Genomic DNA, 15,967 nt, shown 5'->3' on the forward strand with positions numbered 1-15,967 from the left:
GTCAGCGCGCCCTCGTCCTCGGGTCCATGGATTCTCGCAGGGCCTCGCCGAACAGCGTGAAGCCGAGCGCAGTGACGGCGATGCAGATGCCGGGGAAGAACGCCAGCCACGGGGCGATCGCCAGCTCGCTCTGCGCGTAGGTCAGCATCCGGCCCCATTCGGCCGTCTCGGGGCGTCCGCCGCCGAGGCCGAGGAACGACAGCGCCGCCGCGTCGATCACGGCGGTCGCGAGCGTCAGCGTGCCCTGCACGATGACGGGGCCGATGGCGTTCGGCAGCACGTGCGACATCGTGATGCGGCCGCGGCCGAGGCCCAGGGTCTGCGCCGACAGCACGTAATCGCTGGAGCGCTGCTGCAGCATCGACGCCCGCAGCAGCCGGGCGAAGATGGGCACCTGGGAGGCACCGATCGCGATCATGACCGCGAACGGCGTCTGGCCGAGGATCGCCGCGATCGAGACCGCGAGCAGCAGGTTCGGCACCGACAGGATGATGTCGACGATGCGCATGATGAGGGTGTCGACCCAGCCGCCGAAGGTTCCGGCGATGAGGCCGAGCAGCATTCCGCCGACCAGACCCAGCGCGGTGGAGACCACGCCGACCAGCAGCGACGCCCGCGCACCCCAGATGAGCTTGGACAGCACGTCACCGCCGAAGCGATCGAGGCCGAGGGGGAACGCCGGCAGTTCGCCGGGACCGGGGATGTGCGTCGGGGTGATGTCGCGCGCTCCGGGAAGAGCGGTCTCCGGGTACGGAGCGAGGATCGGGGCGAGGATGGCGACGAGGACGAACACCAGCACGATGACGGCGCCGATCCAGGCTGTCGGGTTGCGGCGCATCCGCACGAAGACGTCGCGCCAGAACCCGCCGGGGCTCTCCTTGCCCTCCCGCTGCGCGATGGCAGCGGTGTCGAGGACTCCCCCTCCTTGCGCAGGGGGCAGCACGGGGCTGGTCATTGGACCCTCACTCTCGGGTCGATGATGCTGTACGACACATCAACGGCCAGGTTGATCAGCGCATAGGCGATCGCGATGAAGATGATGAAGCCTTGCAGCACCGGGAAGTCGCGGGTGAAGATGGCACGCGCGAGGAACGAGCCGACACCGGGGAAGGCGAAGACCGTCTCGGTGAGGACCGCGCCCGAGATCAGGAGCCCCGTCTGCAGGCCGATCGTGGTGATGACGGGCAGCATCGCGTTGCGCAGGATGAACCGACCGCGCAGCGTCGAGTTCGCGACGCCCTTCGCGCGACCGGTGCGGACGTAGTCGGCGTTCTGCACCTCGAGGACGCTCGCCCTGGTGATGCGGACGATGATCGCCAGCGGGATCGTGCCGAGCGCGAGCGCTGGCAGGATCAGGTGCAGGATGGCGTCCCAGGACGCGTCGAACTCCCCGGTGATGATGCCGTCCCACACGTAGAACCCGGTGGGGTGTGTGGCGTCTATTCGAGGGTTCTGCCTGCCGTCGGCCGGAAGCCACCCGAGCTGGACGGCGAAGACGTACTTCAGGATGAAGGCCAGGAAGAACACCGGGATGGTGATGCCGACCAGGCTCAGCACTACGGAGGCGTGATCGCTGAACTTGCCGTGCCGGCGGGCCGCCCAGTAGCCGAGCGGGATCCCGATGCCGATCGCGATGATGAGCGCCGCGACGGACAGTTCGATCGTCGCGGGGAACCGCCGGAAGAACTCCTCGGTGACGGGGCGGTTCGTCTGGATCGACGTGCCGAAGTCGCCCTGCAGGAGCCGGCCGATCCAGATGAAGTACTGCTCGATGAGGGGCCGGTCGAAGCCGTACAGCTTGTTGACCCGTTCGATGGCTTCGGGGGTCGCCTTCTCACCGAGAAGGGCGACGGCCGGTCCGCCGGGGAGAGCCCTGACCCAGGCGAACAGCAGGATGCTGAGCCCGAACAGGGTGGGGATGAGAAACAGCAGTCGCCTGCCGATGGTGCGCAGCAAGTGGTACTCCGATTGCGTAGACGAGCGCGATCCGCCCCGCGCCCTCCTCGTGGAAGGGGACGGGCGCGGGGCGGATCGCTATCGCGTCACTTCGTCAGGACGATCTCGTTGAAGACCTCGTCGTTCACCGGGCTCGCCGGGAAGCTCTCGACCCGAGGGTCGAAGGCCAGCGTGGGAGCCGGGTGCGCCAGCGGCACACCGGGGATGAACTCAGCGACCATCTCGTTGATGTCCTGGTACAGCCCGGTCTGCTCGTCGAGGTCCGCGACGCCGCGCGCCTCGGCCAAGGCGTTGAACAGTTCGGGGTTGTCGAAGCCCCACTCGGAGCCCTGCGCACCGAAGAAGACGCCGACGAAGTTGTCGGTGTCGTTGTAGTCACCGGTCCAGCCGAGCAGGTGGATGCCGTGGTCCGCGGTGCCGGTGGTGCGGTCGAGGTACTCGACCCACTCCTCGGAGACCGGTGTGGTCTCCACGCCCGCCTCGGCGAGCTGGGAGGACAGCACCGTGAAGATCTGCTCGGGGTCCGGCATGTACGGGCGCGAGACGTTGACCGGGTAGTTGAAGTCCAGCGTCAGCGGGTTGGATTCGTCGTAGCCGGCCTCGGCCAGCAGCGACTTCGCCTTGTCGACGTCGTAGTCGTAGGTGGTGACGTCCTCGTTGTAGCCGTTGACGACCGGCGGGATGAACTGCGTCGCCTTCTGCGTGCCCTCCGGCAGCACCTGGCTGATCAGCGCGTCCTTGTCGATCGCGTACGAGAGCGCCTCGCGCACCTTCGGGTCCTGCAGCTCGGGGATCTGCTGGTTGAACGCCAGGTAGAGGATCGTGAACGGCGGACGCGAGACCATGTTGAACCCGTCCTCCTCGAGGGCTGCCGTGTCGGCGGGGCCGACCAGGTCGTAGCCGTCGATGTCGCCGGCCTCGAGGGACTGGCGGCGTGCGGTCGGGTCGTCGATGGTGCGGAAGATGATCTCGTCGATCTGCCCCTTCTCGCCCCAGTAGTCCTCGTTGTAGGCGAGCGTGAGCTGCTCACCGCGCGACCATTCCTCGAACTTGAACGGGCCGGTGCCGGCCGGGTGCGCCTCGGCGTACTCCGACATCTGCGGGGACTCGGCGGAGCCGCCGACCTCGTCGGCGCCGAACTCGGCCATCGCGGCCGGGCTCTGCATCGAGAAGGCGGGCAGCGAGAGTGCGGGGATGAAGCCGGCGAACGGCTTGTTCAGCTCGACGGTCGCCGAGTAGTCGCCGTCGGGCGTGCAGGACTTGTAGACCGCGTTCTCGGGGCTGTCGGCGTAGCCGTGGAACAGCTTGTTGTAGTAGTAGCCGAAGGCCTCGGACGCGGCCAGGCCCGTCCAGTTGTACCAGCGGTCGAAGTTGGCGCAGACGGCCTCGGCGTTGAACGGGGTGCCGTCGTGGAAGGTGACGTCCTCCTTCAGCTGGAAGGTGTGCGACATGCCGTCCTCGGCGGACTCCCACGACTCGGCGAGCAGCGGAGCGGGGTCGGCGGTGCCGGGCTCGGTGCCGACGAGGCCCTCGAAGATCTGGCGGGCGACGCGGAAGGTCTCGCCGTCCTGCGCGAACGCAGGGTCGAGGCTGGCCGGATCAGAGGATGCCGCGAACACGAACGTGCTGTCGACGTCGCCGCCGCCGTCCGCCGTCTCGTCGCCGCGTTCGCTGGCGACGCAGCCTGCGAGCAGCATCGCTGCGATCGCAGTGCCGGTGACGGCGATGAGTCCTCGCCTCCGACGCATGGATGTGTGGTTCATGCTGTGTACCTTCCCTAGTGGGGCGCTTCGTTGCGCGTGCCGGCAGCGGCATCGCTTCCGTTACACGTGATGCAATGACGCTACCCAGCCCGCACCTGGAATCCAAACGCATCCATGTTGCGATCCGGTATCAGCTCGGTAACGCTCCCGCGTCGCCCCGCACCCGCTCCCCTCCCGAGATTGCATTCCGCGGCCGAGATCGCGGGAAATACACGCAGGCTCGGCCGCGGAATGCAATCTCGCAGCGAGTTCTGGGGGCGGGGGTCAGGGGGCGAGGAGGAGGGCGCGGGCGGCCTCGGCGCCGACGCGGCTGGCTGCGCCGACCTCGACGACGGGCAGAGGCAGCGGATGCTGCGACGCGAGCCCCACGTTCACCACGACAGCGCCGGGCCGGCGCTGGGCTGCGAGTTCCACGAGGGCTCGCTGGTCGGCATCCACGTCCGGTCGGTCGATCAGCAGCACGAGCCGTCCGCCGGCGGCGATCGCGGCGTCCAGCGCGGCGTCCCGCTCCGCCTGCGTCGCACGGGCGACGTCGAGCCGCACCCGGAATCCGTCGCCCGCGAGGCCTTCGGCGACGTACGCCGCTGCGCTGTCGACCGCGAGCGTCGAGCGCCGGCGCGCGTCGATGACCGACAGGGCGGATGCTGCGGCATCCAGCTCGCCGCGCACCCCGAGCGCGCGACGCACGATCGATGCTCCGTCGAACTCCGGCGCCTCCGCCGGCGCCGCGGCGCCGAGCTTGGCGGCCAGCTTCCGTACGCGATCGCGAGCCTGCTCGACCCGCTCGCGGGAGAGCATCCCGCTCCGCAGGGCTGCGACGATCGCCTCGCGCGCGGCGAGGTAGTCGCGCTCGTCCTGGTCGGGCAGCGCCGCAGCCCCCGGGTTGGTCGGGTTGCCGATGCACAGCAGATCGGCGCCGGCGGCCAGCGCCTGCACGGCTCCGCCGCCGATGCCGACGGACTCCCGAACAGCCGCCATGTCGAGCGCATCCGTGATGATGACGCCGTCGAATCCCATCTCGCGCAGGCGGCCGAGGACCGCCGGGTTCAGCGTCGCGGGTTTCTCGCCCCAGGCGGGGACGACGATGTGCGCCGTCATGATCGTGTCCACGCCAGCGGCGATCGCGGCGCGGAACGGCTCGAGGTGCACATCTTCGATCTCGGACGGATCGAGCGTGATCACCGGCAGGGCATGGTGCGAGTCGAGGTGGGTGTCGCCGTGACCGGGGAAGTGCTTGACGCACGCGGCCACTCCCCCGTTCTGCAGCCCCTGCACGGTGGCTGCGACGTGACGCGAGACGAGCGCGGCATCCGGCCCGAACGAGCGCACCCCGATCACCGGGTTGCGCGGATCGGTGTTGACGTCGGCAACCGGACCGAGCACGACATCGACCCCGGCCTCGCGGGCGCGGCGGGCCAGCTCTGCCCCGGTGGCCTCACTCGCCGCCGTGTCGTCGAGGATGCCGAGCTGCGCGGCTCCCGGAAGCGTCGACCCGGTACCGACCTCGAGACGGGTGACGCTGCCGCCCTCCTCGTCGATGCCGATCAGCGCGAGCGGGTTCGCGGCATGGATCTGCGCGCTGAGCGCGGCCAGGTCATCGGAGATGTTCTGCCCGAAGTACACGACGCCGGCGAGATCCTGCTCGAGTGCATCGCGCAGCCACACGGGTGCGCCTTCGCCGTCGAGGCGCGTGCCGGTGAACCCCGGCCACAGCACGCTGTTGGCGAGGCGGGTGAGCTCGTCCGTCATCCCTTCACTGCCCCGGCGGTCATGCCGCTCGCCAGGCGTCCCTGGACGATGACGAAGAAGATCATGACGGGGATCGTGATGATGGTGGATGCCGCCATGATGCTGCCCCAGTCGTTGGAGTGCAGACCGAAGAACGACTTCAGACCGATCGCGACCGTGTACTGGTCGGTGGCGCCGCCGAGCATCGTCATGGCGAAGATGAACTCGTTCCACGCGGTAATGAAGCTGAAGATGGAGGTGGCGACCAGGCCCGGCATCACCAGCGGCAGCAGCACGGAGCGGAACATGCGCCACCAGCTGGCGCCGTCGAGGTACGCGGCCTCCTCGAGCTCGACCGGGACGGCGGCGACGAAGCCGCGCAGCATCCAGATCCCGAACGCGAGCGAGAGCGCGATGTAGACGATCATCAGGCCGATGATGCTGTTGAGCAGGCCGAGGCTCTTGACCTGCAGGAACAGCGGGATCACCAGTGCCTCGAGCGGCACCATCTGCACGACGAGGATGAGCATGAGGATCGTGGTGCGGAACTTGAACTTGAACCGGGCGACGGCCACCGCGGCGAGCAGGCACACCAGGGCGCTGACCAGCACCGTGACGAGGGCCACGATCGCGGAGTTGCGCAGGAAGACGCCGAACCCGCCCTCGTTGAACACGAAGATGAAGTGGTCGAGCGTGAACTCTTCCGGGATGAAGGAGCGGCCACCGCTGGACGCATTCTTGTCGAACGCGCTGGAGATCATCCAGTAGGCGGGGAAGAGCGTGAACGCCAGGACGACGGCGACGCCGACGCCGATGCCGACGCGGGAGAGGACGGACTTCTTCGGGTTCACAGTTCGTCCTCCTTCATGAGCGAGCGGATGTACACGATCGTGATTCCGATCAGCACGAGGGTGAGCAGCACGGCGAGGGCCGCGCCGAAGCCGTAGCGGTTCTGGCCGAAGGATTCGACGTACGACCAGACGCCGAGGTTGAGCACCGAACGGTTCGAGCCCGAGCCGCCTGGCATCAGGTAGACCTGCGCGAAGACCTTGAAGTCCCAGATGGTCGACAGGATGATCACGACCGAGAAGACCGGACGCAGGGTGGGGAAGACGATCTTCCAGAAGCGGCGCCAGGCGCCGGCGCCGTCCATCGCGGCGGCCTCGAGCATCTCCTTGGAGACGCCCAGGAGACCTGCGAGCACCGTGATCGCGACGAACGGGAAGCCGTGGTGCACGACGTTCAGGAGCACGATCGCGTAGAACGTCCACTGGTTGGTGAACCAGTTGACCGGCCCGTCGATGAGGCCGAGGTCGAGCAGGATGCTGTTGAAGATGCCGCGGTCGGCGTCGAAGATGAACGTCCAGACGTAGGTGCCGGTGACGGCCGGCATGGCCCAGGCGATCATGATGCAGCTGGAGACGATCAGTCGCCAGGTCCTGCCGAGGCGCTGCAGCAGCAGCGCGACGAGGGTGCCGACGGCGACGGTCACGAACACGGCGACGGCGGCGAAGCCGACGGTGTTCGGCAGGACGATGGTCCACAGAGTCGAGTCGGTGAGGGCCTCGATGTAGTTGCCGAAGCCGATCCAGTTGTTCTCACCCGTGTTGATCTCGCGCAGACCGTAGTCCTGCAGCGAGTAGATGACCACCTGCACCAGCGGCCACAGCATCAGCCCGGCGAGGATGATCAGCCCGGGTGCGAGCAGCAGCCAGGGGCGGGTCTTGGCGATCAGGGTGAATCGGTTGGATCGGCGGCCACCAGGCACGGAGGCGGGGGTGTTCCCCGCCTCCGTGGTCTGTGGCAGCGGTGCATGCACCGTCGACATCAAGGAATACTGCCTAACTTGTCGTAGCTGGAGTTACCAGTCTTACTTGTTGAGCAGTTCGGTCATCTCGGCTGCGGCATCCTTCGTCGCCGTGGCGACGTCCTTCTGCCCGCTGAGGATCGACTGCATCATCGCGTTGGTGGTCTTCTTCGCCTGGACGGCGCCGAAGTTCGGGGTGACCGGCACGGAGGCGCCGCCGTCGACCATCTGCTCGGCGAACGGAGCGACCAGCGGGTCGGTCGAGGCGAGGGCCTCTTCCATCGCCGAGGCGACACCCGGGAAGTAACCGGTCTGCTCCGACCACTTCTCGGCGAACTCACCGGTGGTCATGAGCTTGGTGAACTCCCACGCGAGGTCGGCGTTCTCGGTCGTGTTGAAGATCGACAGGTGCGATCCGCCGAGCACCGACGGGGCGATGCCGCCGTCCTTGCCCGGGATGACCGCGGCGCCGATCTTGCCCTCGAGGTCGGGGTTGGCCTCGACGAGGGATGCCGGGGTCCAGGAACCCGAGAGCATCATCGCGACGTTGCCCTGCGTGAACGCGTCGCTGAGGTCGGTCTCCTTCCAGGTGGTGGCACCTGCGGAGGAGAAGCCGTGCTCGGTGGCGAGATCCGTGTAGAACTGGATGCCCTCCTGCGACTCTGCGCTGTCGAGCTCGCTGGTCCACTCGCCGCCGTCCTGCGTGGCGATCTCGCCGCCCGCGCCCCAGACCCAGGGGTAGACCTGGAACTCGGCGTCACCGGGAACGGGGAAGGCCATCATCTCGGGGTGCGCGGCCTTGATGGCCTCGCCGGCGGTGACGATGTCGTCCCACGTCTTGGGAGCCTCGAGACCGAGCTCCTCGAAGACGTCGGTGCGGTAGACGAGAGCGCGGACACCCGCGTACCACGGCATGCCGTAGAGCTCTTCGTCGTAGGTGCCGGCGACCTCGAGGCCCTCGACGAGGTCGTCGCGGAGGCCGTCTTCGCCGTCGACGTACTCGTCGATCGGGAGCAGCGCGCCGGCGTCGGCGAACTCAGCGGTCCAGGTGGTGCCGGTCTCGGCGATGTCGGGGGTGGTGCCACCGGCGATGGAGGTGACGAAGCGGTCGTGCGCGTCGGCCCACTGGACCTCTTCGATCTCGACCTTGGCGCCGGTCTCCTCCTCGAACGCTGCAGAGACCTCGTCGTAGAACGCGGTCGCGTCGGGGTTGGTGCCCTTCATGATCCAGACGTTGAGGGTCTGGCCCTCGCCGTCGGCTCCGTTGTTGTTGTCGCTGGCGCCGCCTGCACAGCCGGCAAGGCCCAGCGATGCCGTGACGCCGAGCGCCACGATCGGAAGAATGCGCTTCTTCATCAGGTGAATCTCCTCATTGAAAACTGCCCTCGGCCACAACGTCTGCATGCCGACTCGGAAAAAGTATTCACCACTAACAAAATCCCCGCAACTCGGGCACGCGATCGTCATCGAGCTGTAACACGTAGGCTCAGGCCGTGGGACGAACGCGATCGAAGGATGCCGAGCCGCCTTCGGCGCGCCTCGATCACGGCGGCATCGCCAGCATCGCGCCGTCGTCGTTCACGACGGGGTACGAGCTCATCGTCGACGGTACGCCGCAGTCGCACGTCGACCTCGACGACCCGACGCATCTGCACTTCGAGTACATCGTCCGGATGGGAGCGGCGATCGATCAGCTCCCCGGCGGGCCGCTCACGGCAGTGCACCTGGGCGCAGGGGCGCTGACGATCCCCCGCTATGTGGAGGCGACCAGGCCCGGTTCCCGGCAGCAGGTCATCGAGCTCGAGGCTCCGCTGGCGGCCCTCGTGCGCGAGCATCTTCCGCTGCCTCGCGGTGCGTCGATCCGCATCCGGATCGGGGACGCCCGCGAGGGCATCACCCGCCTTCCGGGTGCGCTGACCGGAGCCTGCGACCTCGTCGTCTCGGACGTGTACTCCGGTGCGCAGACCCCTGCGCATCTGACCAGCGTCGAGTTCTACCGGGAGCTGTCGGCGCTGCTCTCCGCCACCGGCGTACTGCTGGTGAACGTCGCGGACGGGCCGGGGCTGGCGTTCGCCCGGCGGCAGGTCGCGACGATCGCGCACGTGCTGCCGGAGGTCGCGCTGCTCGCCGACACGCAGGTGCTCAAGGGCCGCCGTTTCGGGAACCTCGTGATCGCGGCATCTGCCTCTCCCCTGCCGACGGAATGGCTGCCGCGGATGCTGGCCGCAGGCCCCCATCCGGCGAAGATCGCCCAGGGCGCCGAGGTGGAGGCGTTCGCGCAGGGCGCGCGGATCGTCACCGATGCGGATGCCGTGGCATCCCCCAAGCCCGACGCGTCGATCTTCCTGCGCTGAAATCGGCATGCGGGGCGCGCCGACGCCCACTCCGGAGGACTCGGAGGCAGACTGGACGTGCTGCGAAGGGAGAGCACGTGGGTTACATCAAGGGTTACGACTCGGAGACTCTTCGTGAGCAGGTCGACCAGGTCGAGTGCGCCCGGCGTCTCGCCGAGATCGAGGAGCAGCGGAGCCTTCCGGCACTGCTGGAACGGGTGTGGCTGCTCAAGGTGCTGGAGCGGCTCGACGAGGCGCTGACGCTCGCGGACGAGTCGGTGCGCGTGGCGCGCATGGCCGGCACGCGCAAGGACGTGCTGCGCTCTCGAGTGCTGCACGCGACGATCCTGCAGTCCCGTGGCGCGTACGCGGCCGCCGAACAGGAACTGGCGACGTGCGCGAGCGAGGCCGAGGGTCAGAACTGGGCCGGCATCGCGGCATTCGCGTACCAGCACCACGGCCGCAACGCCTACGAAGCCGGCGACTTCGAGCTGGCGCGGGAGAGCTTCAAGCAGGCATTGTTCCTGCGTCGTGAGGCCGGCGCACCGGACCAGGAGCTCGAGACCGTGCTCCTCGCGATCGAGGCGGCAGAGCGGCGCCGCAGCGGGCAGCTCGTCTCCAGCTGACCCTTCGACAGGCTCAGGGACCGCTCTTCGAACCGGCCGAGCCGAATGTCGGCGCGGTGTTCTACTCTGGGCGAATGGCGGATCTGGATCGCGTACGCGTGTGGGCGGAGGCGCTGATCCGCATGCACCTCGATGAGACGTGGGCGTTCGGGTTCGACAACGCGAAGCGCCGCGCGGGGCAGTGCGACTTCCGCGCGAAGCGGATCACCGTGTCGCGCTATCTCGCCGCCCGCTTCGAGGATGACGAGATCCACCAGGTGCTGCTGCACGAGGTCGCGCATGCGCTCGCGGGGCACCGGGCCGCGCACGGGCCGTCCTGGCGGCGGATCGCCCGCGAGCTCGGGTACGTCGGCGGCACCACGCATCACGGCGAGACTGCCGAGGAGCTCGCCCCGTGGGTCGGCACCTGCCCCGCCGGGCACATCACCTATCGGCATCGCCGACCGAGCCGCGCGACCTCGTGCGCCAAGTGCTCGAAGACGTTCGATCCGCAGTTCGAGTTCAGCTGGGTGCGGCGCGAGATCACTCCGGCCGTGCGTCTCGCCGCGAGCACCCCGCGCTGAGGTCTCCGCTCAGGCGAACGCCACGAACTCGTCGCCGTCGAGCACCGGCACGACCTCGGTCGCATCGACCTGTGCGGCAGCGGCGGGCTCGGTCGGCACGAGCCCCGCAGCCTCCATGCGCGCGGTCGCTGCGACTCCCCCGGCGATCTCCTTGGCAGATCCGGATGCCGTCAGCAGGTGCCGCATCGCACGCCGAAGCCCTCGCGCCGACTCGCACGCCGCCGCGGCTTCGGGCGACGTGTGGTCGGCGCCGAGGTCGCTGAGTGCGGCGATGATGGTCCCGGCGCCGAGCTGGTCCTCCACGGCGAAGCGGAGGTCGCCGACATCCGTCAGCTCACCCGCGGCGATCACGCTGACCGAGGTGCGCTGCTGACGCCGGTTCTGGATCTCGAGCACCGTTCGCGCTACGGCCGAGGCGTTGCGGAGCGATCCAAGCAGCACCGTCGCCTCCCCCGCTGCGGCCGCGACGGCGGCGCCGTTGCGGGACCAGCCGACGGCATCCGTCAGCGAAACCGTACGGCCGGACGCCACGGCATCCGTCACCGTCGACGAGAAGCGGAGCACGTCGACGACCACGACGATGTCGGCCGGGGCGAGGCGTGCGAGCCCCGCGACTCCCCATTCGAAGCGGACCTGATATGACGACTGATCGAACGGCTGCGGCATGACTCCAGCCTACGGGCGTCGGCACCTCGGCACGGCGCCGTTCCCCACCCGGAGGTGTCGCTTGTTGCCGCCCGATCGCAGCCGCAGCGGCAGAAGGCGACACCTCCCACGCACCTGGCGATCCCGCCGACCGGGGAGGTGTCGCCTCTGGTCGCCCAATCACTGTCGAAGCGGCACGAAGCGACACCTCCGACGCACCAGCCGGTCTTGTCGCCAAGGGGGGCGCTCAGTCCACGGCGAGAGCCTCGACCGGAGCCACTCGTGTCGCTAGCCGCGTCGGGGCAGCCGCGGCAACCAGCGTCAGCACCGCGGTCGCGATGACGATCACGACCACGGGCGCCCACGGCACGGCCGGCGCGATGAGCCCTGCGGTCTCCTCGAACATCGGCGGCATCCGAACCGAGCCGAGCAGCGACTGCGCGGCGATCCAGCCGTACAGCACGCCGAGCACGAGACCGGTGACGGTCGCCGTGACCGTGATGTGCAGTGCTTCGAGCAGGATCATCCGTCGCACCTGCCGGTTCGACAGTCCGATCGCCCGCAGCAGCCCGAGCTCGCGGCGGCGCTGCACGACCCCGATCGTCAGCAGGTTCACGAGCCCCACCGCGGCGATCACGGCAGAGATGCCGACGAGCACCATCATGACGGCGGCGAAGCTGTCCATGATGATCGCGAACTGCGGATCGAGCTCCCCGCCGGCGGCCTTGGCCAGCAGCACCTTCACCGACTCCAGCGCAACCGCGAACATCGTCACGAGAGTGACGCCCATCACGACGCCGATCGCCATGCGGCTGGAACGCTCCGGATACCGGTGCGCGTTCTCCGCCGCCAGTCGCGCGGTCGCCGATCGTCCGAACAGACGCCCGACCAGTCGCAGCAGCGGCGGCATGACGAGCACCGCCGCGAGCGAGATGCCGGTGAACGAGAGCAGTCCGCCGAAGAACGACACGATCACCCCGAGCGGAGTGACGAGGCCGACGAGAACGCCGAACACGAGCAGCGCGGCACCCAGGATCAGCAGCAGCAGCGCACCGATATGACGGGCGGGGCGTGCCGCGGCATCCTCATGCGAGCGCTCGACGGAACCGGCGATCGCCTGCAACGGCGTGACCGACAGCACCCGCCGCGAGCCGATCCAGGCGGCCGCCCACGTCGTCAGCGCGACGCCGAGCGCGGGCAGCAGGATCGCCGGCTGCATCAGAGTGAAGTCCGGCACGGCGCCGAGGAACCGATCGGCGAGGTACACGCCGGATGCTGCGACCAGCAGCCCGACGACGGCACCGAGCAGGGCGCCCAGCGCTCCGACGATGAGGCCGTGCCCGGCGACCTCGGCACGCTGCGAGCGCGCCGTCGCACCGATCAGACGCATCAGCGCGATGCGGCGCGTGCGTCCGGCGACGATCGTGGCGAACGTGTTGGCGGTGACGATCGCCGCGACGTACAGCGCCACGCCGATCAGCAGCACGGACAGGATCGCGACGACCACGGCGAGGGTGCCGCTGTCGCCGATGTACGGGTCGGACTGCAGCATCACGCCGATGTATGCCGTTGCTTCGACGAGCACGACGCCGAACGCGGACGAGAGGGCGGCGACGAGGATGCTCGCGCCCATGCCCCTGTCTCGCAGCCAGCCGAATCGCGGCCCCGTGGCGGTGCTCTCCGGGACGAACGTGGTGACGACGGCGCTCATGCGGTCACCTCCGCGGCGAGCATGTACGAAGCGATCTGCTCGGCGCTCTGGCGCGGGTGGTCGGCGACGATGCGCCCATCGCCGAGGAAGAGCACCCGGTCGGCGTGGCTCGCGGCGATCGCGTCGTGCGTGACCATGGCGATGGACTGCCCGTGCTCACGGCTGGCCGTGGCGAGCAGCTGCAGCACCTCGCGTCCGCTGCGGGAGTCGAGGTTTCCGGTCGGCTCGTCGGCGAAAACCAGGTCGGGAGCCGTGGCGAGCGCGCGGGCGATGGCGACGCGCTGCTGCTGGCCGCCGGACAGCTCATGCGGACGGTGTCCCAGACGCGCAGCGAGCCCGAGCCGTTCGACCAGGCCGTCGATGCGAGCCCGCTCGATGGCGCTCGGGCGTCGCCCGTCGAGCTCGAACGGCAGCAGGATGTTGCCCAGGGCGTCGAGGGTCGGCACCAGGTTGAACGCCTGGAAGATGAACCCCACGCGGCGGCGCCGCAGGATCGTGAGCTCGAGATCGCCGAGTCCGGTGATCTCGGTGTCGCCGATCCACGCGCGGCCCTGGGTCGGAGCATCCAGCCCCGCCATGATGTGCATGAGCGTCGATTTGCCCGAGCCGGACGGCCCCATGATCGCGGTGAACTGTCCACGGCGGATGCCGACGCTGACGTCCTCGAGCGCGTTCACGGATCCCTCGCCGGCTCCGTAGGTCTTGGTCAGGTGCTGGACGCGGGCAGCGAGCCCGAGGTCGGTGGTCGTGATCTCCATGCTCTTCACGCTACGAACCACGGATGCCGCGCCACATCGCCCGTGCGTAGCATCCGCGTACATCCGAAGGATGATCCCGCCCTCACTCATCTGCGAGATTGCATTCCGCGGCCGAGATCGCCGGAAATACCGGGAGGTTCGGCCGCGGAATGCAATCTCGCGGGGAGAAACGGGCGCGGGAGAAACGGGCGCGGGGTCAGGCGAGGCCGTGCTCGAACGCGAACACGACCAGCTGCACGCGGTCGCGGAGCGCGAGCTTGGTGAGGATGCGACTGATGTGGGTCTTCACGGTGGCCTCGCTGAGGAACTCCCGACCGGCGATCTCGGCGTTCGACAGGCCACGGGCTGCGAGCGCGAAGATCTCCTGCTCACGGTCCGTGAGCGACGCGAACGACTCCGGCACCGGACGAGTCTCCGGAGTGAAGTGCGCGAACAGCTCACGCGTCGCGGATGCCGCGATCACGCTCGAGCCAGAATGCACGGTGCGGATCGCCGCGAGCAGGAACTCCGGCTCGGCATCCTTCAGCAGGAATCCGCTCGCCCCCTGCCGGATCGCGCGCGCCGCGGCCTCGTCGAGGTCGAACGTCGTGAGCATCACCACCCGCGGCGGCTCCGGCCGCGTCAGGATCTCCGCCGTCGCGGTGAGCCCGTCCATCACCGGCATCCGGATGTCCATCAGCACGACGTCCGGTCGATGCGCGGAAACCGCGGCGAGCGCCTCCTGGCCGTTCCCGGCCTCACCGACGACCTCCATGTCGGGCTGCGACGAGACGAGCATGCGGATGCCGGCACGGAACAGCGCCTGGTCATCGACCAGCAACACGCGGATCATCCGATCGTCTCCATCGACGCCCCGATCGGCAGCATCCCTCGCACCACGAACTCTCCTTCTCCGCGCTCGGTCGTCAGCGAGCCGCCGACCAGCTGCGCACGCTCACGCATGCCGACGAGCCCGTGCCCGCCGGCTGCTCCCGCCGCGACCTCCGCGGCGACATCGTTTCGCACCTCGAGCTCGACGCGATCGGGCAGCCACGCCAGCCGCACATCCACCGTCTCGCCCGCCCCGTGCCGGATCGCGTTGGTCAGAGCCTCCTGCAGGATCCGGTAGACGGCGAGCTGGATCGCCCCCGGCGGCTCCCCCGGCGGCACCGGATCGACCGTCACGCGCGGCTCGAGCCCGGCCTGACGCACCTGGGCGAACAGCTGCTCCAGATCGGCGAGCGTGGGCTGTGGCCCGTCGCCCTGACGATGCCGCAGCTGCGTGAGCAGCATCCGCACGTCCGACAGTGCCGCACGCGCGGTCTGCGAGATCGTGCCGAGTGCCTCGGGCGCCACCTCGGGCGCAGTTGCCGCGGCGTAGCGGGCCCCGTCCGACTGCGCGATGATCACGGCGAGCGAGTGGGCGACGATGTCGTGCATGTCGCGCGCGATGCGCACGCGCTCCTGCTCCTCGGCGGCCGAGACCTCGGCGAGCGCCTGCGCCTCTCGGCTGGCGCGCGAGCGCAGCAGCATCCGCCAGCCGAAGCCGCCCAGCCACGGTGCGCCGAGGGCGAGGATGCTGATGATCGAGAAGAGCACGATGTTGGCGATCGTGCTCGCGACGCTGACCCCGGCCAGCAGCCCGTTGACGAAGACCAGATACGTCGCGGCGACGACGCCGCCGACGATGACCGATCCGAGACCGGCCCAGAACGTCCGAGTGCCACCCCAGGCAGCGGTCGCGTACAGCACAGCCAGGATGGCGATGTTGATGGGCAGGGGGCCGAGTGCGGCCGTCATCTGCACGATCGCGCCGAGCCAGGCCACGCCGAGGGCGATGCCCGGGGCCAGCCGGCCGACGGCGACCGCGCCGCACTGCAGCAGCCCTGCGACGACCGCCGCGGCGATGGCGACCGCCTCGGACGCGTTCGTGCTCAGACTGCCAGGGGCATAGAACGCCAGCGACGCGGGCATCGCCACCGCGAACAGCACGAACGCCCCGACGATGTCGAGGACGAGGGAGGTGCGGGACAGCGGGCGGATCACCCTCTCACGCTACGCGAGCGCCTCGGGCTCCGGCATCCGCCTGGCGATGTAT

15 protein-coding genes are annotated in these 15,967 nt (G+C 69.1%); 3 read left to right on the forward strand and 12 right to left on the reverse strand.

Going from position 1 to position 15,967, the window contains the following annotated elements; genetic code table 11:
* Nucleotide 1: 1 nt before the first annotated feature.
* The 7 genes from MAE01_RS07425 to MAE01_RS07455 form a co-directional block, all read right to left on the reverse strand.
* Nucleotides 2–955 carry an ABC transporter permease gene (locus MAE01_RS07425; protein ID WP_147038918.1) on the reverse strand — a complete coding sequence of 318 codons (954 nt, stop codon included), beginning with the start codon at nt 953–955 and terminating at the stop codon, nt 2–4.
* Complete coding sequence (locus MAE01_RS07430) at nt 952–1,956, reverse strand: ABC transporter permease (protein ID WP_147038919.1); 1,005 nt, start codon at nt 1,954–1,956, stop codon at nt 952–954. The genes MAE01_RS07425 and MAE01_RS07430 overlap by 4 nt, the downstream gene beginning before the upstream one ends.
* Before the next feature lie 86 nt (nt 1,957–2,042).
* Nucleotides 2,043–3,719, reverse strand: coding sequence for an ABC transporter substrate-binding protein (locus MAE01_RS07435; RefSeq protein ID WP_147038920.1), 1,677 nt, complete (start codon nt 3,717–3,719; stop codon nt 2,043–2,045).
* Between the two features lie 264 nt (nt 3,720–3,983).
* The gene (locus MAE01_RS07440; protein WP_147038921.1) at nt 3,984–5,468 is read right to left on the reverse strand and encodes a glycoside hydrolase family 3 protein; all 1,485 of its coding nucleotides are present in this window, start codon (nt 5,466–5,468) and stop codon (nt 3,984–3,986) included.
* Nucleotides 5,465–6,298, reverse strand: a complete 834-nt coding sequence (locus MAE01_RS07445) for a carbohydrate ABC transporter permease (protein WP_147038922.1) — start codon at nt 6,296–6,298, stop codon at nt 5,465–5,467. The genes MAE01_RS07440 and MAE01_RS07445 overlap by 4 nt, the downstream gene beginning before the upstream one ends.
* Nucleotides 6,295–7,275, reverse strand: coding sequence for a carbohydrate ABC transporter permease (locus MAE01_RS07450; RefSeq protein ID WP_147038923.1), 981 nt, complete (start codon nt 7,273–7,275; stop codon nt 6,295–6,297). Before MAE01_RS07450 ends, MAE01_RS07445 begins: the two co-directional genes overlap by 4 nt.
* Nucleotides 7,276–7,317: 42 nt before the next feature.
* Entirely contained in the window at nt 7,318–8,610 is a 1,293-nt protein-coding gene (locus MAE01_RS07455) for a sugar ABC transporter substrate-binding protein (RefSeq protein ID WP_147038924.1), read from the reverse strand.
* Between the two features lie 137 nt (nt 8,611–8,747).
* On the opposite strand from MAE01_RS07455, the gene MAE01_RS07460 reads away from it, so the two are divergent.
* From MAE01_RS07460 to MAE01_RS07470, 3 genes are all read left to right on the forward strand, one after another.
* Entirely contained in the window at nt 8,748–9,608 is an 861-nt protein-coding gene (locus MAE01_RS07460; RefSeq protein ID WP_147038925.1) for a spermidine synthase, read from the forward strand.
* A gap of 77 nt (nt 9,609–9,685) precedes the next feature.
* Nucleotides 9,686–10,213: a CD225/dispanin family protein gene (locus MAE01_RS07465; protein ID WP_147038926.1), complete on the forward strand. Its 528-nt coding sequence runs from the start codon at nt 9,686–9,688 to the stop codon at nt 10,211–10,213.
* Nucleotides 10,214–10,287: 74 nt separating this feature from the next.
* Nucleotides 10,288–10,776, forward strand: coding sequence for a SprT-like domain-containing protein (locus MAE01_RS07470; protein WP_147038927.1), 489 nt, complete (start codon nt 10,288–10,290; stop codon nt 10,774–10,776).
* A 9-nt stretch (nt 10,777–10,785) separates the two neighbouring features.
* Here the strand turns inward: MAE01_RS07470 and MAE01_RS07475 are convergent, their stop codons facing one another.
* The 5 genes from MAE01_RS07475 to MAE01_RS07495 all read right to left on the reverse strand — a co-directional run bounded on the left by MAE01_RS07475 (nt 10,786) and on the right by MAE01_RS07495 (nt 15,915).
* Nucleotides 10,786–11,442 carry a 2-phosphosulfolactate phosphatase gene (locus MAE01_RS07475; protein WP_147038928.1) on the reverse strand — a complete coding sequence of 219 codons (657 nt, stop codon included), beginning with the start codon at nt 11,440–11,442 and terminating at the stop codon, nt 10,786–10,788.
* Between the two features lie 226 nt (nt 11,443–11,668).
* On the reverse strand, nt 11,669–13,132 hold the full coding sequence (locus tag MAE01_RS07480) for an ABC transporter permease (RefSeq protein ID WP_147038929.1): 1,464 nt from the start codon (nt 13,130–13,132) through the stop codon (nt 11,669–11,671).
* Nucleotides 13,129–13,890 carry an ABC transporter ATP-binding protein gene (locus MAE01_RS07485; protein ID WP_147038930.1) on the reverse strand — a complete coding sequence of 254 codons (762 nt, stop codon included), beginning with the start codon at nt 13,888–13,890 and terminating at the stop codon, nt 13,129–13,131. Before MAE01_RS07485 ends, MAE01_RS07480 begins: the two co-directional genes overlap by 4 nt.
* Before the next feature lie 196 nt (nt 13,891–14,086).
* Nucleotides 14,087–14,722, reverse strand: a complete 636-nt coding sequence (locus MAE01_RS07490; RefSeq protein ID WP_147038931.1) for a response regulator — start codon at nt 14,720–14,722, stop codon at nt 14,087–14,089.
* Nucleotides 14,719–15,915, reverse strand: coding sequence for a sensor histidine kinase (locus MAE01_RS07495; RefSeq protein ID WP_147038932.1), 1,197 nt, complete (start codon nt 15,913–15,915; stop codon nt 14,719–14,721). Before MAE01_RS07495 ends, MAE01_RS07490 begins: the two co-directional genes overlap by 4 nt.
* Nucleotides 15,916–15,967: the final 52 nt, after the last annotated feature.

The sequence above is a fragment of the Microbacterium aerolatum genome, assembly GCF_007988825.1.
GTDB classification, from domain to species: domain Bacteria; phylum Actinomycetota; class Actinomycetes; order Actinomycetales; family Microbacteriaceae; genus Microbacterium; species Microbacterium aerolatum.